Here is a 13514-nt window from a genome sequence, read left to right as displayed (position 1 = left end):
CGGTCGAGCGGGGCCGTGCGGTCAGCCGGGTCAGGGCCGGGTGCCGGGACCCGTGGTGCTTCCGGCGGCACCGGAAGCCGTGTCGCCTCCGGCGTCGCCGGGGCCGGCCAGGAGCGCCGCGGCGATCCTGCGGCCGGCCTCCGGAGCGGTCTTGACGCCGCCGCCGTTCCAGCCGCGCACCGCCCACACGTGCGGCACGCCGGTGCCGGCCAGCAGCCCGGCCGCCGGGCCGCCGCCGTCCGCGGGCGGGCCGTAGGCGTCCGCCGCGCGGACCGTGTCGAGGTGCGGCGCGGTCGCCAGCCACGGGAAGTGGGGGGCGAGCGCCGCGAGGGTCGCCCGTGCGTGGGCGGGGTCGGGACGGGCGTCGACCGCCGCGTCCCAGACCAGGTGCGGCATGCCGATCAGCGTCCGGTCCGCGCCGACCGGCTTGGCGTACAGACCGGTCCGCAGGTCGACGAAGGTCCCGTGGGCCGGTGCGTCGGGACCGCGCCCGACGATGCTCACCTGGATCGACCGCGAGCGGACCGGGACGGCCGGCCGCAGCCCGGGCACCGGGTCGGCCGCCCACGGCCCGACCGCCGACACGACGGCCCCGGCCCGGACCGTGCCCGCGTCGGTGACCACCGCAGGACGCCCGCCGCGCGCCTCCACCGCCCGGACGCGGACCCCGCAGCGGACGACGGCGCCGTCGGCGCGCGCCTGCTCCAGCCAGTCCTCCGTGACCTCCGCCGGGGCCACCCATCCGGCCTCCGGCTCGACCAGGGCGATCCCGCCCGCCAGCCGGACGCCCGCCGCCTCGGCGGCCCCCGTCACCACGTGCGCCGGGGTGCCGAGGGCCGCGTCGATCCGCCCGGCCGCCACCCGTAGGGCGGCCTCCTCGGCGGGGTCGGCGACGGTTACCGCGCCGACCGCGCGCAGCGGCGCCCGGCCCGACGCCCAGCGCGCGGGGTCCCGGTAGGCCGCCAGGCCGGCCAGGGCCAGCGCGGCGGTCGCCGGGTCGGGGTCGTAGGCGCGCACCATGCCGCCGGAGTGCCCGGTCGCCCCGGCGCCCGGACGGGGCGCCTGCTCCAGGACGACGACGGACGCGCCCCGGCGCGCCAGGTGGTGCGCGACGGCGGCGCCGGTGATCCCGGCGCCCACCACCACGACGTCCGTGACGGCGGGCAGTTCCCCGCCGTCACGCGGGCCGGCCGGGCCGGCCCCGTCGGGGTCGCTCACGACCGCCCGCTCGCGGCGGACACGGGTGCGGAAGCGTTCGCGGGCGCGGCGACGGGCGCGGGCGCCGCGCACCGGGTGCCGGAGGGCAGGAAGGACCAGTCGGCCTCGCGCACCGGCGTGCCCGGCAGCCCCAGCCACCCCCACACCCGCTCGGCCAGACCGGGCGTGACCGGCCAGGCCAGCGCGGCGAACACCTTGGCCGCCAGGTACTCCAGGGCCAGGCTGGTCCGTGCCTCCTCCGCCAGCGACGGGACCCGCCGGGCCACCTCCTCCGTCGCCCGGAACTCGGCGCAGCGCCTGACGAAGGACTCCAGGAGGTCGACGTAGCCGCGCGCGCTGAAGGCCTCCGGCAGGACCAGGCCGTCGAGTTGACGGGTCATCAGGTTGAGGTGGCGGTAGAACTCGCGGTGCGCGTCGGTCCAGGCGCCGGTGCCCGGCACCACGCCGTCGCCCAGCGCCGCGAAGCCGTCGAGCCAGGCGTGCGCGGCGAGGTACAGCGGGTCCTCGGTCAGCCGGCCGGCGCGCTCCTCGGTGATCCGGGTGACGCGTCCCTCGGGGGCGTCGCGCAGCAGCGCCAGGCGCACGGCGTCCGGACCGGCCGCGGCGAGCGCGTCGTCGGCCCAGACGGCGTGGCCCCGGCTGGTGGAGAACTTCTCGTCGCCCAGGTGCAGGAACTGGTTGGTGACGAACGCGGCGGGCAGGTGCTCGCCGAGTCCGGCCGCGAAGGCCAGGACCGGCAGCAGCACCGCGTAGTAGAAGCTGTTGTCGTAGCCGAGGAAGAGCGCGATCCGCGCCGGGCCGCCCTCCTCGGACTCCGACCGGGCGGCGTCCAGGAAGGTGAGGGCGAGGTCCGCCCAGGCGTCCAGGGCCAGGCCCCCGCCCAGGTCGACGCCCCACTCGGAGGTCCGGGCGAGCCGGTACGGCGGCAGTCCCTCGTCGAGCAGCCGCTCGACGAGGATCCGCAGGTCGGGCGAGGTGGACGAGACCCGCAGGTACTCCCGCAGCTCGTCCGCGTGGGCGTTCAGGTCGAGCCACAGGGCCCGCTCCGGCCGGGTGACGGCCGCCGTGCCGCAGATCCGGCACTGGACGCCGGTCAGCTCCCGGGCCTCGTTGGGCCGGCCGCACGCCTCGCAGATCTCCCCGTCGCTGGCCGCCCCGCAGTGCGCGCACGCCCCGCGGGCGAACGCCTGGTGCAGCGACAGCTCGCAGCTCGGGCAGTACGCGGTCTCCCGCTCCTCCTCCGTCACCGCGGGCGACGCGGCCACCAGGTCCAGCAGCTTCCGGATCCGGCCGGCGTGCTCCGGGTCCCCGGCCGGGCGGGTGAGCCGGTCGACGCCGATCCCGGCCGCGCGCAGGGTCGCCACGATCGCGTCGCCCTCGGCGGTGGCCACCTCCGCCGGGGCCGTGCCGCGCAGCCGGGCGGCGGCGGCCACGTACGACTGGTGGTCGTCGGTCCCGGTGACATACCGGGCGTCGCGGCCCATGCTGCGCAGCGCGCGCACCAGCATGTCGGCGCGGACGTACGGCCCGGCGAGGTGGCCGAGGTGGAGGCCGCCGTTGGGCGTCGGCGGCGGGCAGAACACCAGCGTCCGGTCCGCCAGCTGATCGCGCGGCGGCGCCTTCTCCAGGACCGCGACGGCGCTCGGGATGTGCTCCCAGTACACCGAGACGATGTCGAAGGGCTCGTCGTGGTCGTTGCGGATCTCGTGGAAGCCGAACGGCGACAGGTAGCAGACCTGGCCGGGACCCAGCTCGCGCTCCTCGTCGCCGAGCACGACGACGGCCCGGCCGGCCAGGACGATGAACATCTCGCCGTCCTGGTGGGCGTGGCGCTTCGACACGGTGTGCCCGGGGACGCTGCCGAAGACGGAGCCGAAGGGCAGCCCCTCGATGTCGGCCGCGGACAGCATGGGTTGCAGGTGCATCTCGTAGGACCAGCTCATCGCCGACCGGTCGAAGGCGCGCGTGATCAAGGGGACCCCCTGGTGGAGTGGTTGGGACGGAGCGGTGTGCGGCGTCAGGAGCCGGCGCCGCGCCGCTCGGCCGGGCCGAGCCGCGTCGGGGCGCCGTCGGCGTCGAAGGGCCGGCGGAACGAGAACGCGAACGGCGAGGGCCCGTGGTCGTGCAGGTGCTCCAGCCGGGCGCAGGCGTCCGCCCAGGTGGGGGTGGTGTCGTCGGAGACCCACCAGGCGGCGTACGTGGGCCACTCGGGCTTGAGGAACCACTCGTGGCGACGGCTCAGGGTGGAGCGGTGCAGCCCGTCGTAGACGAAGGCGAAGACGGAGTCCAGGTCGGCCCAGAGGGAGAGGGTCGACGCGCGGCTGTCCGTCTCGTTCGTCCGGCCGCCGGTGTAGAAGCGCGGCACCTCGAACTTGCCCCAGTCGCCCCAGTCGCGCTGGAAGTTGGTGAGGTGGCTCTGGCCGGGGTCCTCCTTCGCCCGGGCGACGAACCCCGGACTGCGCTCGGCCTCCTCGAAGGTCGGCGGCGTCAGGTCGTCGAACTCCTGCACCTCGGGGTTCCCGTACGGCTTCTTCAGGATCGCGAACGTCGTGAAAGCGACACGCGACATCGGCCTCTGTTCCTTTCCCGCGGATGTTCCGGTGGTGTTCCGGTGCTTTTCCGGCTGCTTTTCCGGTTCTTGTTCCGGTGGTTTTTCCGGTGACGGCTCTGGCGGTTTTCCCGGGGGTTCTCCTGGTGGTGTTCCGGTGACCCCCGTGGCGATGTCCCGCGATTCCCCGGACCTTTCCGGCGCGACGGAGGGACGCCCGTCCCCTATTTCCGCGCGCCGCCCGAACCGCGGGCCATCAGACCCCGCATGAACGCGCGCTGGAATTCGGCGGGCAGCACCATGCGGCCGGTCAGGGCCAGGTACTGCCGGCTCAGTTCCGGGTTGCCGCAGATGGTCTCGAACATCCTGCGCCGGGTCGCCTCGTCCTTGTCGACGAGCGAGTCCCCGCAGATTCCCTCGGCGTGCGGCAGGAGGGTCTTCTCGAACCGCTGCCGGTAGTCCTCCAGTCCGTCCCGCACGCCCTCCGCGTCCAGGGCGCGTCCTGCGAAGGCGTGGGCCAGCAGCTGGGCCGAGAGCAGCGCGAAGCCGCAGCCGACGCCGCTCATGGCGTCCAGCGACAGGGCCGCGTCGCCGACGAACGGCACGGAGCCGGCGACCGGGCGGCGGATCAGGCTCGGGTAGTCGCCGTAGCCCAGCAGGGGCCCCTCCGGGACCGCGTCGGCGACCGGGGGCGCGTCCGGCAGTCCGTCGAAGTACTTCAGGAACTCCTGCATCCGGCCGTCCGCGCCCCGCCACCCCTCCACCCGCGACTTCTCCGCGAAGAGGACGAGCTCGGTCCTGCCGTCGACGAGCGGGTAACTGCAGGCCAGGTCCCGGTCGTTCATCACGAAGACCGAGCGGTTGTCGGCGGGCGCCGGGATCCCCCGGAAGTAGCCGAAGAGCGCGGCGCGCTCGTTGGGCCTGCTCTCCGCCTCGTTGCCGAGCAGCCCCGCCAGCCGGGAGCGCCGGCCGTCCGCCGCCACGACCAGCCGGGCGCGGTACCGCCGGGGCCCGGACTCGTTCCGGGTCTCCAGGGTCCAGCCGGAGGCGTCCCGTTCGACCGCCTCCACGGAGGTGGCCTCCACGAACCGGGCGCCGTGCTGCCGCGCGGACTCCCGGATCGCCGGGTCGAGGACCCGCCGCTCCAGGTTGAGCGCGTACGAGTCCGGCCGCTCGGGGTCGTAGCCGGTGCCGGGCGTCTCGACCACGCCGCCGGGCGTGACGAAGACGGCCTTGGTCGCCACCGACCAGGACGGTTCGCGGAGGTGGGCCAGCCCGAGGGGGGCCAGCAGGGGCACGGTGTGCGGCTGCACGAAGTGGGTGCAGAGCTGTTTGTGGTACGCCTCGGGCGTGGCCTTCTTCTCGAAGACCGCGACCCGGTACCCCATCGTGCCGAAGTGGACGGCGGTGGCGCAGCCGGCGAGGCTGCCGCCCACCACCGCCACGTCCAGCGGCGCGTCGTCGTACTCCTCAGTGCTCATCTTCCTGTACCCCACTTCTCGTTCGGACGGGCTTCTGCGGCGACCGCTCGGCTCCGGCGCGGAGCCGGTCAGCACCCGCAGGCGGCGTGGTGGGTGTGGTCCGGGGCGGCGTGGCCCTCGGTCGGGTGGCCGTCCCGCTTCCACCAGTCGAGGCCGCCGATCAGCTCCTTGACCCGGAAGCCCGCCGTCGCCAGCTTGATCGCCGTCTTGGTGGAGGCGTTGCAGCCGATGCCGTCGCAGTACGTCACGTACAGCGGCGCCCTGGAGAGGCCGGCCAGCGAGTCCTGGGAGATCGAGCGGTGCGGGATGCTGATCGCGCCCGGGATGTGCTCCGCCGCGTACGACTCGCTGCTGCGCCCGTCGACGACGACGAGGTCCTGGCCGGCGGCGAGGGCGTCCAGGAGGTCGGCGGAGTCGGTCTCGTAGGCCAGCTTGGCCTGGTAGTAGGCGAGCTGGGCGCTCTGCTCGCCCGTGCCGGCGCCGGCCGCGGGGGCGGCTGCGGGCTGCGGGGCCTCCGGCTCGCCGAGGAACCGGTCGGCGATGGCGTACAGGTCGCCGAGGGTGCTCGGCGTGACGAGCGAGTCCGCGTGCTCGCCCAGGTCGACCCCGCAGTCCTCCAGGAGGGTGACGAGGACGCTGATGGTCAGCAGCGAGTCCAGCCCCAGGGTGTTGAGCGGGGTGGTGTCGGGCAGCGGTGCGAGGTCCACCGGCTTGCCCAGCGCCGTCTCCAGGTACTCGGCGACCTTCTCCTTGACCGTGTCGTTCACCGCTACGGGCATGTCTCCACCTCATCGATAGGCTCGGCGGCGCCGTCGGCCGACAGCGCGACGTACGGGGACTGGGAGTGTCGGGCCGCCTCCGCTAGCCACCGGACCAGCTCCGCGTCCCCGGGCTGCGGGGCCGGGGCGGCGGGCGTCCGGGCCAGCAGGACGGGGCGCAGGGGTTCGGGCAGGTGGCCGCGCAGGTGCTCCGCGACCTCGGCGAGGGTGCGGGGGTCCTTCGAGGCGACGGCGAGGGCGACCGCGTCGCGCCCGTCGCGCCGCACCGGGGCGGCGACGGCCCGCTCGACGCCGGGACAGCGCAGGGCGGCCCGGCCGATCTCGGCGAGGTGGGTGCGGCGCCCGGCCAGCCAGGTGACGCCCTCGTCGTACCGGCGCAGCAGGAGCGCGCCGTCGGCGTCGTACGCGCAGAGGTCGCCGGTCCTGAACCACCGGGTCCCGTCGGCCTCGACGACGACCCGGGCGGTCTCCCCGACCTGGTCGAAGTAGCCGCGCATGACCTGCGGTCCGCCGACCCACAGCTCGCCCTCGGCGCCCGGGCCCTCGACCACGGCGCCGTCGCGCACCAGCCGTGCCCGGACGCCCCGCAGCGGTCTGCCGACGGGGCAGGGGGTCGTGCGGTCCGCGTCCTCGGGGCCGACCGGGTGGCTGAAGCCGAAGATCGTGGCCTCGGGCGGGCCGAAGGCCTGGACGATCCGGGTCTGCGGCAGTCCGTGGACCCAGGCGCGCAGGACGTCGGGGTGGCAGACCTGGGCGCCGGTCATGACCACTTCGAGGTCGGGCAGTTCGGCCCGGGTGATCCGGCGCCCGTCGCCGGTGATCAGGCCGAGCAGCACGGTGACCGCGAGCAGGTGGGTGACGCGCTGCCGGGCGATCACGGAGCGCATGACGGCGCCGGCGGGAAGGCCGCGGAACTGGTGGACGAAGGCGCCCACCGACAGGGGGAGCAGGGTGTCCAGGAGCGACACGTCGAAGTGGAAGGGGGAGAGGCTCAGCACCCGGGAGTCCGGTGTGCAGCGCAGCACCTCGTTGTGGCCGGTGAAGTGGGCGAAGAGGCCGGAGGCGGTGATCTCGGCGCCCTGCGGCTCGCCCGTCGCCCCGGAGGCGAAGACGATGTACGCGGCGTCCTCGGGTCCGTGCGCCACGGTGGGGTGCGGGGCGGCGGGTCCGGCGAGCACCCCGGCGAGCCGTTCCCCGCCGAGCAGGCGGGCGCCGGGGGCCGGCGGCTCCCGGTCGCCGAGGGTGAGGACGGCGGCGGGGCGCAGCCGGGCGAGCAGGCCCCGCAGCCGCTCCTCGGGCTCGGCGGGGTCGAGGGGGACGTAGACGGCGCCGCGCTTCCAGATGCCCATGATGATCATGGGCATGACAGCCCGTTTCTCGGCGAGGACCGCCACCCGGTCGCCCGGGCCGACCCCCTGGCCGGCCAGCCAGGCCGCCACCGCGAGGGCGCCCTCCTCCAGCTCGGCGAAGGTGTGCGCCACCGTCCCGTCGTCGATCGCGGCGCGGTCCGGCCACTTGCGGGCCGGCGCCGCCAGCAGATCGCCCGGGGCGGGCGGCGGACCGGCCGTGCCGGCGGTATCGGTCGACCACGGCGGCAGTGTCACCGCACCGGTTCGGGCTGTCACGGGCGACCCCGTTCTTCGAGAGGGAAGGCGGTCCTGGCGATCTCGGCGACGGCGCTCCCGGCCGAGGCCAGCCGTCCGGCGTACAGGCAGAAGTCGTGCGGGAGGTCGGGGAAGTGCCGGTGGCGCAGGCCCGGCGCGCGGGCGGCCGTGGACGCGGCCCAGGCGAGGCCCTCGTCGCGGAGCACGTCGCAGCCGGCGGTCACGATCGAGCAGGCGGGGAGTCGGGCCAGCTCGCTCTCCGGCAGGTCCATCGGGTCGAAGCCGCGGGCCGCGAAGAAGGGGGCGAGGAAGGAGGTGAAGAGCCGCATGGCGTCGCGGTCGAGGAAGTGCCCCTCGCCGAAGGCCCGGTAGGACGGGCGCTCCGTCCGCAGGTCGAGGACCGGGTAGAGGAGCACGATCCGCGCGAACGCGCCGGGCAGGACCCGCAGGGCGAGGTAGAGTGAGAGGAGTCCGCCGACGCTGTCGCCGGCCAGGACCACCGGACGGCCCGCCAGGGCCCGGCAGCGCGAGGAGATCCGTTCGGCCAGCAGCCCCACCGCCTCCTCCACGGTGTGCTCCGGCGCCTTCGGGTAGTCGAAGGCCTCGACGGGCGACCGGAGTTCGCCCGCAAGCCTGCGTAAGAAGGGCTGGAAGACGGCGGTCGAGTAGTAGACCATCCCGCCCCCGTGGACGTAGAGCACCCAGGGGGCGTCCGCCTCCTCCCGGGCGGGCCGGACGGTGACCGAGTGCGGCCCCGTCTCGACCGTGGCGCCGTCGTCGGGGTCGGCCGCGCCGCCGAACCGGGCGATCCAGCGCTCGGCGTTGGCCCGGTCCTCCGTGAGCGAGCCGGTGGAGCCGGGTGCCCCCATGATCTTCCGGGCGGCGGCGAGCCGCCCGAACTCGGGGTGCAGCACGGCCCGTTCCGCGTCAGGCATGGCCGTCCTCGCCGACGGGCTCGACGTCCCCGTCCGGGGTGAGGACGAAACGGGTGGCGCTCGCCTCGCGGACCGCCTCGGCCAGCCGCCCCATCAGCAGCTTCTCGTCGGTCTTCCCGGTGGAGGAGACGGTGAGTTCGGGCGACCAGGCGATCACGGTCGGCAGCATGTACGCGGGCAGCAGTTCCGCCAGCCGCTTCTCCGCGTCCGCGATCACGGCCCGGTCCGGCGCCATCACCACGAGGGCGATCACGTCGTGGCCCAGGCGCTGGACGAGGGCGACGGCGGCCCGCTCGACGCCGGGGCAGCTCAGCACGGTCTGCCGGATCTCGCCGAGGTGGATCCGCCGCCCGGCCAGCTTCACCTCGTCGTCGTTCCGGCCGCGGAAGACGATGTCGCCGTTCTCGTCGTAGCTGCACAGGTCGCCGGTGCGGTAGTGGCGGACGCCGTCGACCTCGACCACGCGCCGGGCGGTCTCCTCCGGCTGGCCGTAGTAGCCGCGCATCACCTGCTCGCCGCCGATCCACAACTCGCCGACCCGGTCGGGCTCGTGGACCTCGGTGCCGTCGTCCACGATCCGGGCCGTGACCCCGCGCAGGGGCCGGCCGATCGGGTACGAGCCGACGCGCTCCGGGTCGGCCCGCTCGATCTCGTGGGCGACGCAGACGATCGTCGCCTCGGTCGGTCCGTAGACGTTGATCACCCGGACCTCGGGCAGCCCTTCCTTCCACACGTTGATGACGCCGGGGTCGCAGACCTCCGCGCCCGTCATCACCATCTCGAGGCGCGGGAAGTTCTCCCGGGTGACGTGCCCGCCGCCCTCGGTGATCATCGTCAGCAGCGTGGAGACCGCGATCAGATGGGTGATCCCCTCGCGGGCGATGACCGCCCGCATCACGGCCCCGGCGTGCATCCCGCGGAACTGGTGGACGTACGCGCCGAGAGACAGCGGCAGCAGCGTGTCCTCGATCGACACGTCGAAGTGGAACGGCGACAGGCTGAACACCCGCGACTCCGGCGTGAACCGCAGCACCTCGTTGTGGTTCCCGAAGTACGCGACCAGGTTCGCGACCGTGATCTCCACGCCCTTGGGCTCGCCCGTGGAGCCCGAGGTGAAGATGATGTACGCCGTGGATTCGGGACCGTGCGGCACGGTCGGCCACTCCCGGGCCGGCCCCGACAGGACCCCGTCCAGCTCCGCGCGGCCCGCCCAGCGCGCCCCCTCGGCCACCGGCTCCCGGTCGTCGAGCGCGAGCACCACCCGGGGGCCGAGCCGGCCGAGCAGCCCGCGCAGCCGCGGCTGTGGGGCCGTGCCGTCGAGCGGGACGTAGACGGCGCCGCACTTCCAGATCCCGATGGCCAGGACCGGCATCAGCGCGCTCTTCTCGGCGAGGATCGCCACCCGGTCGCCCGGGCCGACCCCCTGCCCGGCCAGCCACGCCGCGAGCGTCGTGGCCTGCCGTTCCAGCTCCGCGAAGGTCAGCCCGAGACGTCCGTCGTGCAGGGCCGGGCGGTCCGGCCAGGCGGTCGCCGCCGCGCGGACGAGGTCACCGAGCGCCGGCGCGGGCCGCTCCCGGTCGGCGGGGTCGATCGACCACGGCGGCAGCGCCGCGCGCGGGGATTCCGGGGTCACGCGAGACCACCCGCCCCGACGTCGTAGGAGAAGCGGACCTTGTCCTTGGCGCGGGCGCCCATGCGCCGGTAGAAGCCGATGCCCGTCTCGTTGTCCGGCGGGGTCTGCCACTCCGCCCAGCCGCACCCCTCGGCGGCCGCGAACTCCCGCAGCCGCTCCAGGAAGACGCGCCCGAGCCCCAGGCCGCGGTACGGCTCCTGGAGGTACAGGCAGTCCATGTAGGCGAACCGCTCCGCGCTCCAGGTGGCGAAGTCCGTGGTGACGGTCATGAAGCCACAGGGCCGGCCGTCGTCCAGGGCGACCCAGCCGTGCAGCGCGGGACGCTCCGCGAAGAACGCCGAACGCCAGCGTTCCACCTGGCCGTTCTCCGTGAACTCCGCCTTCTCGTACGCCGCGTGCTCGACGCACAGCGCGAGCAGCGCGTCCAGATGGCCCGGTTCGATCCGCCGGACCTCGATGTCGTGCTTCACACCCACCCCGAGAAGGTCGTCTCCAGATATGCGTCGAGTGCGTCCCGGCCGGTGTTTCCGCGCGCGAGCACGGTGTTGACCCATGCGTCGCGCTCGTACTTCACGACCTCCAGCTCCCAGACGCAGGCGATCAGGTCCCGCTCGGCGAGCGGGGCGAAGGTCGTGTTCCCCTCCGCGTCGGTCACCGCGCCGCGCACCCAGTGCTTGAGCATGTCGGCGTCGTACCACTGGCTCACCAGCAGATACGTTCCTTCCGCGCCGTGGTGCAGGATCAGGAAGCCGGCCGGGTGGTCCCCTCCGCCCGGCGGCCCGCTCAGGACGGTGGCCGCGTGGTGCTCCAGCCACTCCGGCTCCGGCAGGTCGTGGGCGCGCTCCGGGTCGGCGAACATCGCGTACGCCTTCAGCGTCCGCCCGTTCACGTGCACCGGGGGCAGCGCCTTCACCAGACGCGGTGAGTAGGTCAGGGAATTCATGCGGCGGCGGTCTCCGCCCGTGGGTGGTGCTCCATGTCCGTCACGTGCTCTTCGCCTCCGAACCATCGTGGATCATCCGTGCGGAAGTGCCTTGAACAGCCTGGGGAACGCGGGATCCGCAAAGACCGTCTCCCGTACCTGGTCAGGGTACGAAGGTTCCGACGGATCCTCATAAAAGGCGGTACATCAGTGCATGGGGCCGGTGCGCGAGTAAGATCATAGAGATTGAGGGGGCGCCGCGAAAGCCCCCGCTGACCTCGTCATTTGCGTGACACCCCGTCATTTCCGAAGAGTTTCGGCGAACTCGGCACCCGCGCCGCAGACCAACGTAGCGCTCTGCGGAGAACACCGGCACTCTTCCGCCGAAAGCTTCCCCATCCCGTCGGTGAACCCCATACGGGGGAGACGGGGGATACCGGGGATACGGGAGATACGGGGGGGACACGGGCGGCAGGGGAGATACGGGCGACAGAGGAGATACGGGGGCGGTTCACGCGGCGGGTTCCGGCGCCTTGCGCGAGACGTGCCCCCGACGTGTCCGAGAGGTGCGTGGCGCGTTCCCGCCTTTCGCGGAACCGCTCCGGCCGGTATTCATTCGGTGTTCGGACCGGCGGAACGCGGGTCTCGTACCATCCACCCCGTCCACGGGTCTCACGACGAAGGGGAACGCATGCGATTCCGGCCACTGACGAGGGCGCGGTCCTCTCTCGGCGCGACCTTCGGCGGGCTCCCCTCCGGCTTCTGGTGGCTGTGGACCGCTCAACTCATCAACAGGGCCTGCGGGTTCGTGATGCCCCTCCTCGCCTTCTACATCACCGAGGAGCTCGACCGCAGCGCCGCCTTCGCCGGCACCGTCGTGGCGGGCATCGGCGTCGGGTCGCTCGTCGCCGGCCCGTTCGGCGGCGCCCTGGGCGACCGCTTCGGCCACAAGCCCACGCTCGTCGGCGCGCTCGGCGCCACCGCGGTCAGCATGATCGCCCTCGCCTACGCCCGCTCGCCCTGGGCCCTGCTCCTCGGCGCCTTCGTCGTCGGCGTGGTCAACAACGCCACCCGGCCCGCCCACAACGCGCTCATCGCCGACGTCATCCCCGGCAAGGACCAGGTCCGCGCCTACTCGCTCAACTTCTGGGCGATCAACGTCGGTTACTCCATCGCGATGCTCTCCGTCGGCCTCGTCTCGTTCACCGGCTACACCGCGCTCTTCTGGCTCAACGGCGCCACCACCCTGATCGGCGCCGTGATGATCGCGATCCGGGTCCCGGGCCGGGCCCCGGCCACCGCGCCCCCCGACGGCGAGGAGGGCGAGGGCTTCGGCGCCGTGCTGCGCGACCGGAGCTTCGTGGCCTTCGTCGCCGCCCAGTTCCTCGTCCTCACGGTCCTCCTCCAGTCGGAGAGCGGACTGCCCATCGCGATGGGCCAGGACGGTTTCTCGCCCAGCACCTTCGGCCAGGTGGCCGCGCTCAACGGCATCGTCATCGTCGCCGTCCAGCTGCCGCTCACCCGGCTCTACAAGCGCTTCCCCGAGTCCTGGGTGCTGGCCGGGTCCTCGGCCCTGATCGGCGTCGGCTACTCGGTCCTCCTCTTCGGCCACTCCGCCTGGATCTACGGCGCCTCCATCGTCGTGTGGACCCTCGGCGAGATCGGCAACACCCCCACCAGCTTCGCACTCGTGGCCCGCATCTCCCCGGACCACCTGCGCGGCCGCTACCAGGGCCTCTACCAGGTGGCCTGGACCGGCTCCGCCGTCGTGGCGCCGCTGGTCGGCGGCTGGGTGATCCACACCTGGGGCGCGGCCCCGCTCTGGATCGGCTGCCTCGCCGTCGCCGTCGCCGCGGCCGCCGCCCAGTTCGGCATCGGCACCCGCCTCACCCGCCGCGCGAAGACCGCGGAACGGACCGAGCCGGAACCCGCCACGTCGGGAGCGGGCACGCCGGGGGCCGGCACGCCGGGAGCGGGCACCGAGACGGTCTGACCCGGACCCGGACCCGGACCCGGACCCGGCCCGCCGAATCCGGTCCTCCCGATGCGCCGTTCGGGGCGGGCGGGGAACCTTCCGGTGCGTCCGCCCGTCCTTCCCTCCAGGAAGCGGAGACCCATCGTGTGCAGACCCGAGCGAGGTGCCATGCGGACGACGAACGACCCGAACACCCTGGAGACCACCCTGGCCGACGGCCGGCGGATGACCCTCTCCCTCCCCGCCACCGGCGCCGGCTGGGCCGCCGACGGCCTCGCGGCGCTGCGCCCGGTGCGGCCCACCCACACCGGCCGCGGCGACGAACCGCCCGCCCTCCCCGAGCGGCCCGCGCTCCCGCTGGAGGTCGCCCTCCTCGGCTTCGCGCTGTAGCCGCGGCCGCAGGCGTGGCCGGTTCCCGG

General features: G+C 74.2%; 12 protein-coding genes. 2 read left to right on the top strand and 10 right to left on the bottom strand.

Features of this window, described 5'->3' with window-relative positions:
- Nucleotides 1-30: 30 nt before the first annotated feature.
- The 10 genes from ACFW6A_RS06070 to ACFW6A_RS06025 form a co-directional block, all read right to left on the bottom strand.
- A complete protein-coding gene (locus ACFW6A_RS06070) occupies nucleotides 31-1218 on the bottom strand; it encodes an FAD-dependent oxidoreductase (protein WP_351849721.1) in 1188 nt (395 codons plus the stop codon).
- Nucleotides 1215-3191, bottom strand: a complete 1977-nt coding sequence (locus tag ACFW6A_RS06065; RefSeq protein ID WP_351849719.1) for a class I tRNA ligase family protein — start codon at nucleotides 3189-3191, stop codon at nucleotides 1215-1217. The genes ACFW6A_RS06070 and ACFW6A_RS06065 overlap by 4 nt, the downstream gene beginning before the upstream one ends.
- Nucleotides 3192-3235: 44 nt before the next feature.
- The gene (locus ACFW6A_RS06060; RefSeq protein WP_351849717.1) at nucleotides 3236-3787 is read right to left on the bottom strand and encodes a DUF3291 domain-containing protein; all 552 of its coding nucleotides are present in this window, start codon (nucleotides 3785-3787) and stop codon (nucleotides 3236-3238) included.
- Nucleotides 3788-3990: 203 nt separating this feature from the next.
- Nucleotides 3991-5247: an NAD(P)/FAD-dependent oxidoreductase gene (locus ACFW6A_RS06055; RefSeq protein WP_386638958.1), complete on the bottom strand. Its 1257-nt coding sequence runs from the start codon at nucleotides 5245-5247 to the stop codon at nucleotides 3991-3993.
- Nucleotides 5248-5315: 68 nt separating this feature from the next.
- On the bottom strand, nucleotides 5316-6026 hold the full coding sequence (locus ACFW6A_RS06050; RefSeq protein WP_351849714.1) for a rhodanese-like domain-containing protein: 711 nt from the start codon (nucleotides 6024-6026) through the stop codon (nucleotides 5316-5318).
- Nucleotides 6017-7651 (bottom strand): AMP-binding protein, encoded by a 1635-nt coding sequence (locus tag ACFW6A_RS06045; RefSeq protein ID WP_386638955.1) that lies wholly within the window; start codon nucleotides 7649-7651, stop codon nucleotides 6017-6019. Before ACFW6A_RS06045 ends, ACFW6A_RS06050 begins: the two co-directional genes overlap by 10 nt.
- Nucleotides 7648-8565: an alpha/beta hydrolase fold domain-containing protein gene (locus tag ACFW6A_RS06040; protein WP_351849710.1), complete on the bottom strand. Its 918-nt coding sequence runs from the start codon at nucleotides 8563-8565 to the stop codon at nucleotides 7648-7650. The genes ACFW6A_RS06045 and ACFW6A_RS06040 overlap by 4 nt, the downstream gene beginning before the upstream one ends.
- Nucleotides 8558-10198: an amino acid adenylation domain-containing protein gene (locus ACFW6A_RS06035; protein WP_386638951.1), complete on the bottom strand. Its 1641-nt coding sequence runs from the start codon at nucleotides 10196-10198 to the stop codon at nucleotides 8558-8560. The genes ACFW6A_RS06040 and ACFW6A_RS06035 overlap by 8 nt, the downstream gene beginning before the upstream one ends.
- Nucleotides 10195-10674 (bottom strand): GNAT family N-acetyltransferase, encoded by a 480-nt coding sequence (locus ACFW6A_RS06030; RefSeq protein ID WP_386638948.1) that lies wholly within the window; start codon nucleotides 10672-10674, stop codon nucleotides 10195-10197. Before ACFW6A_RS06030 ends, ACFW6A_RS06035 begins: the two co-directional genes overlap by 4 nt.
- The gene (locus tag ACFW6A_RS06025) at nucleotides 10665-11141 is read right to left on the bottom strand and encodes a hypothetical protein (RefSeq protein ID WP_351849704.1); all 477 of its coding nucleotides are present in this window, start codon (nucleotides 11139-11141) and stop codon (nucleotides 10665-10667) included. Before ACFW6A_RS06025 ends, ACFW6A_RS06030 begins: the two co-directional genes overlap by 10 nt.
- A 670-nt stretch (nucleotides 11142-11811) precedes the next feature.
- Here ACFW6A_RS06025 and ACFW6A_RS06020 point away from each other — a divergent pair.
- Together ACFW6A_RS06020 and ACFW6A_RS06015 are read left to right on the top strand one after the other, a co-directional pair.
- Nucleotides 11812-13113 (top strand): MDR family MFS transporter, encoded by a 1302-nt coding sequence (locus tag ACFW6A_RS06020; RefSeq protein WP_386478289.1) that lies wholly within the window; start codon nucleotides 11812-11814, stop codon nucleotides 13111-13113.
- Between the two features lie 150 nt (nucleotides 13114-13263).
- On the top strand, nucleotides 13264-13485 hold the full coding sequence (locus ACFW6A_RS06015; RefSeq protein ID WP_386638945.1) for a hypothetical protein: 222 nt from the start codon (nucleotides 13264-13266) through the stop codon (nucleotides 13483-13485).
- Nucleotides 13486-13514 lie beyond the last annotated feature (29 nt).

Source organism: Streptomyces sp. NPDC058758 (assembly GCF_042746075.1).
In the GTDB taxonomy this organism is placed as follows: domain Bacteria; phylum Actinomycetota; class Actinomycetes; order Streptomycetales; family Streptomycetaceae; genus Streptomyces.
The sequence above is the reverse complement of the archived record's forward strand: the minus strand, read 5'-3'. Positions and strand labels throughout refer to the sequence as shown.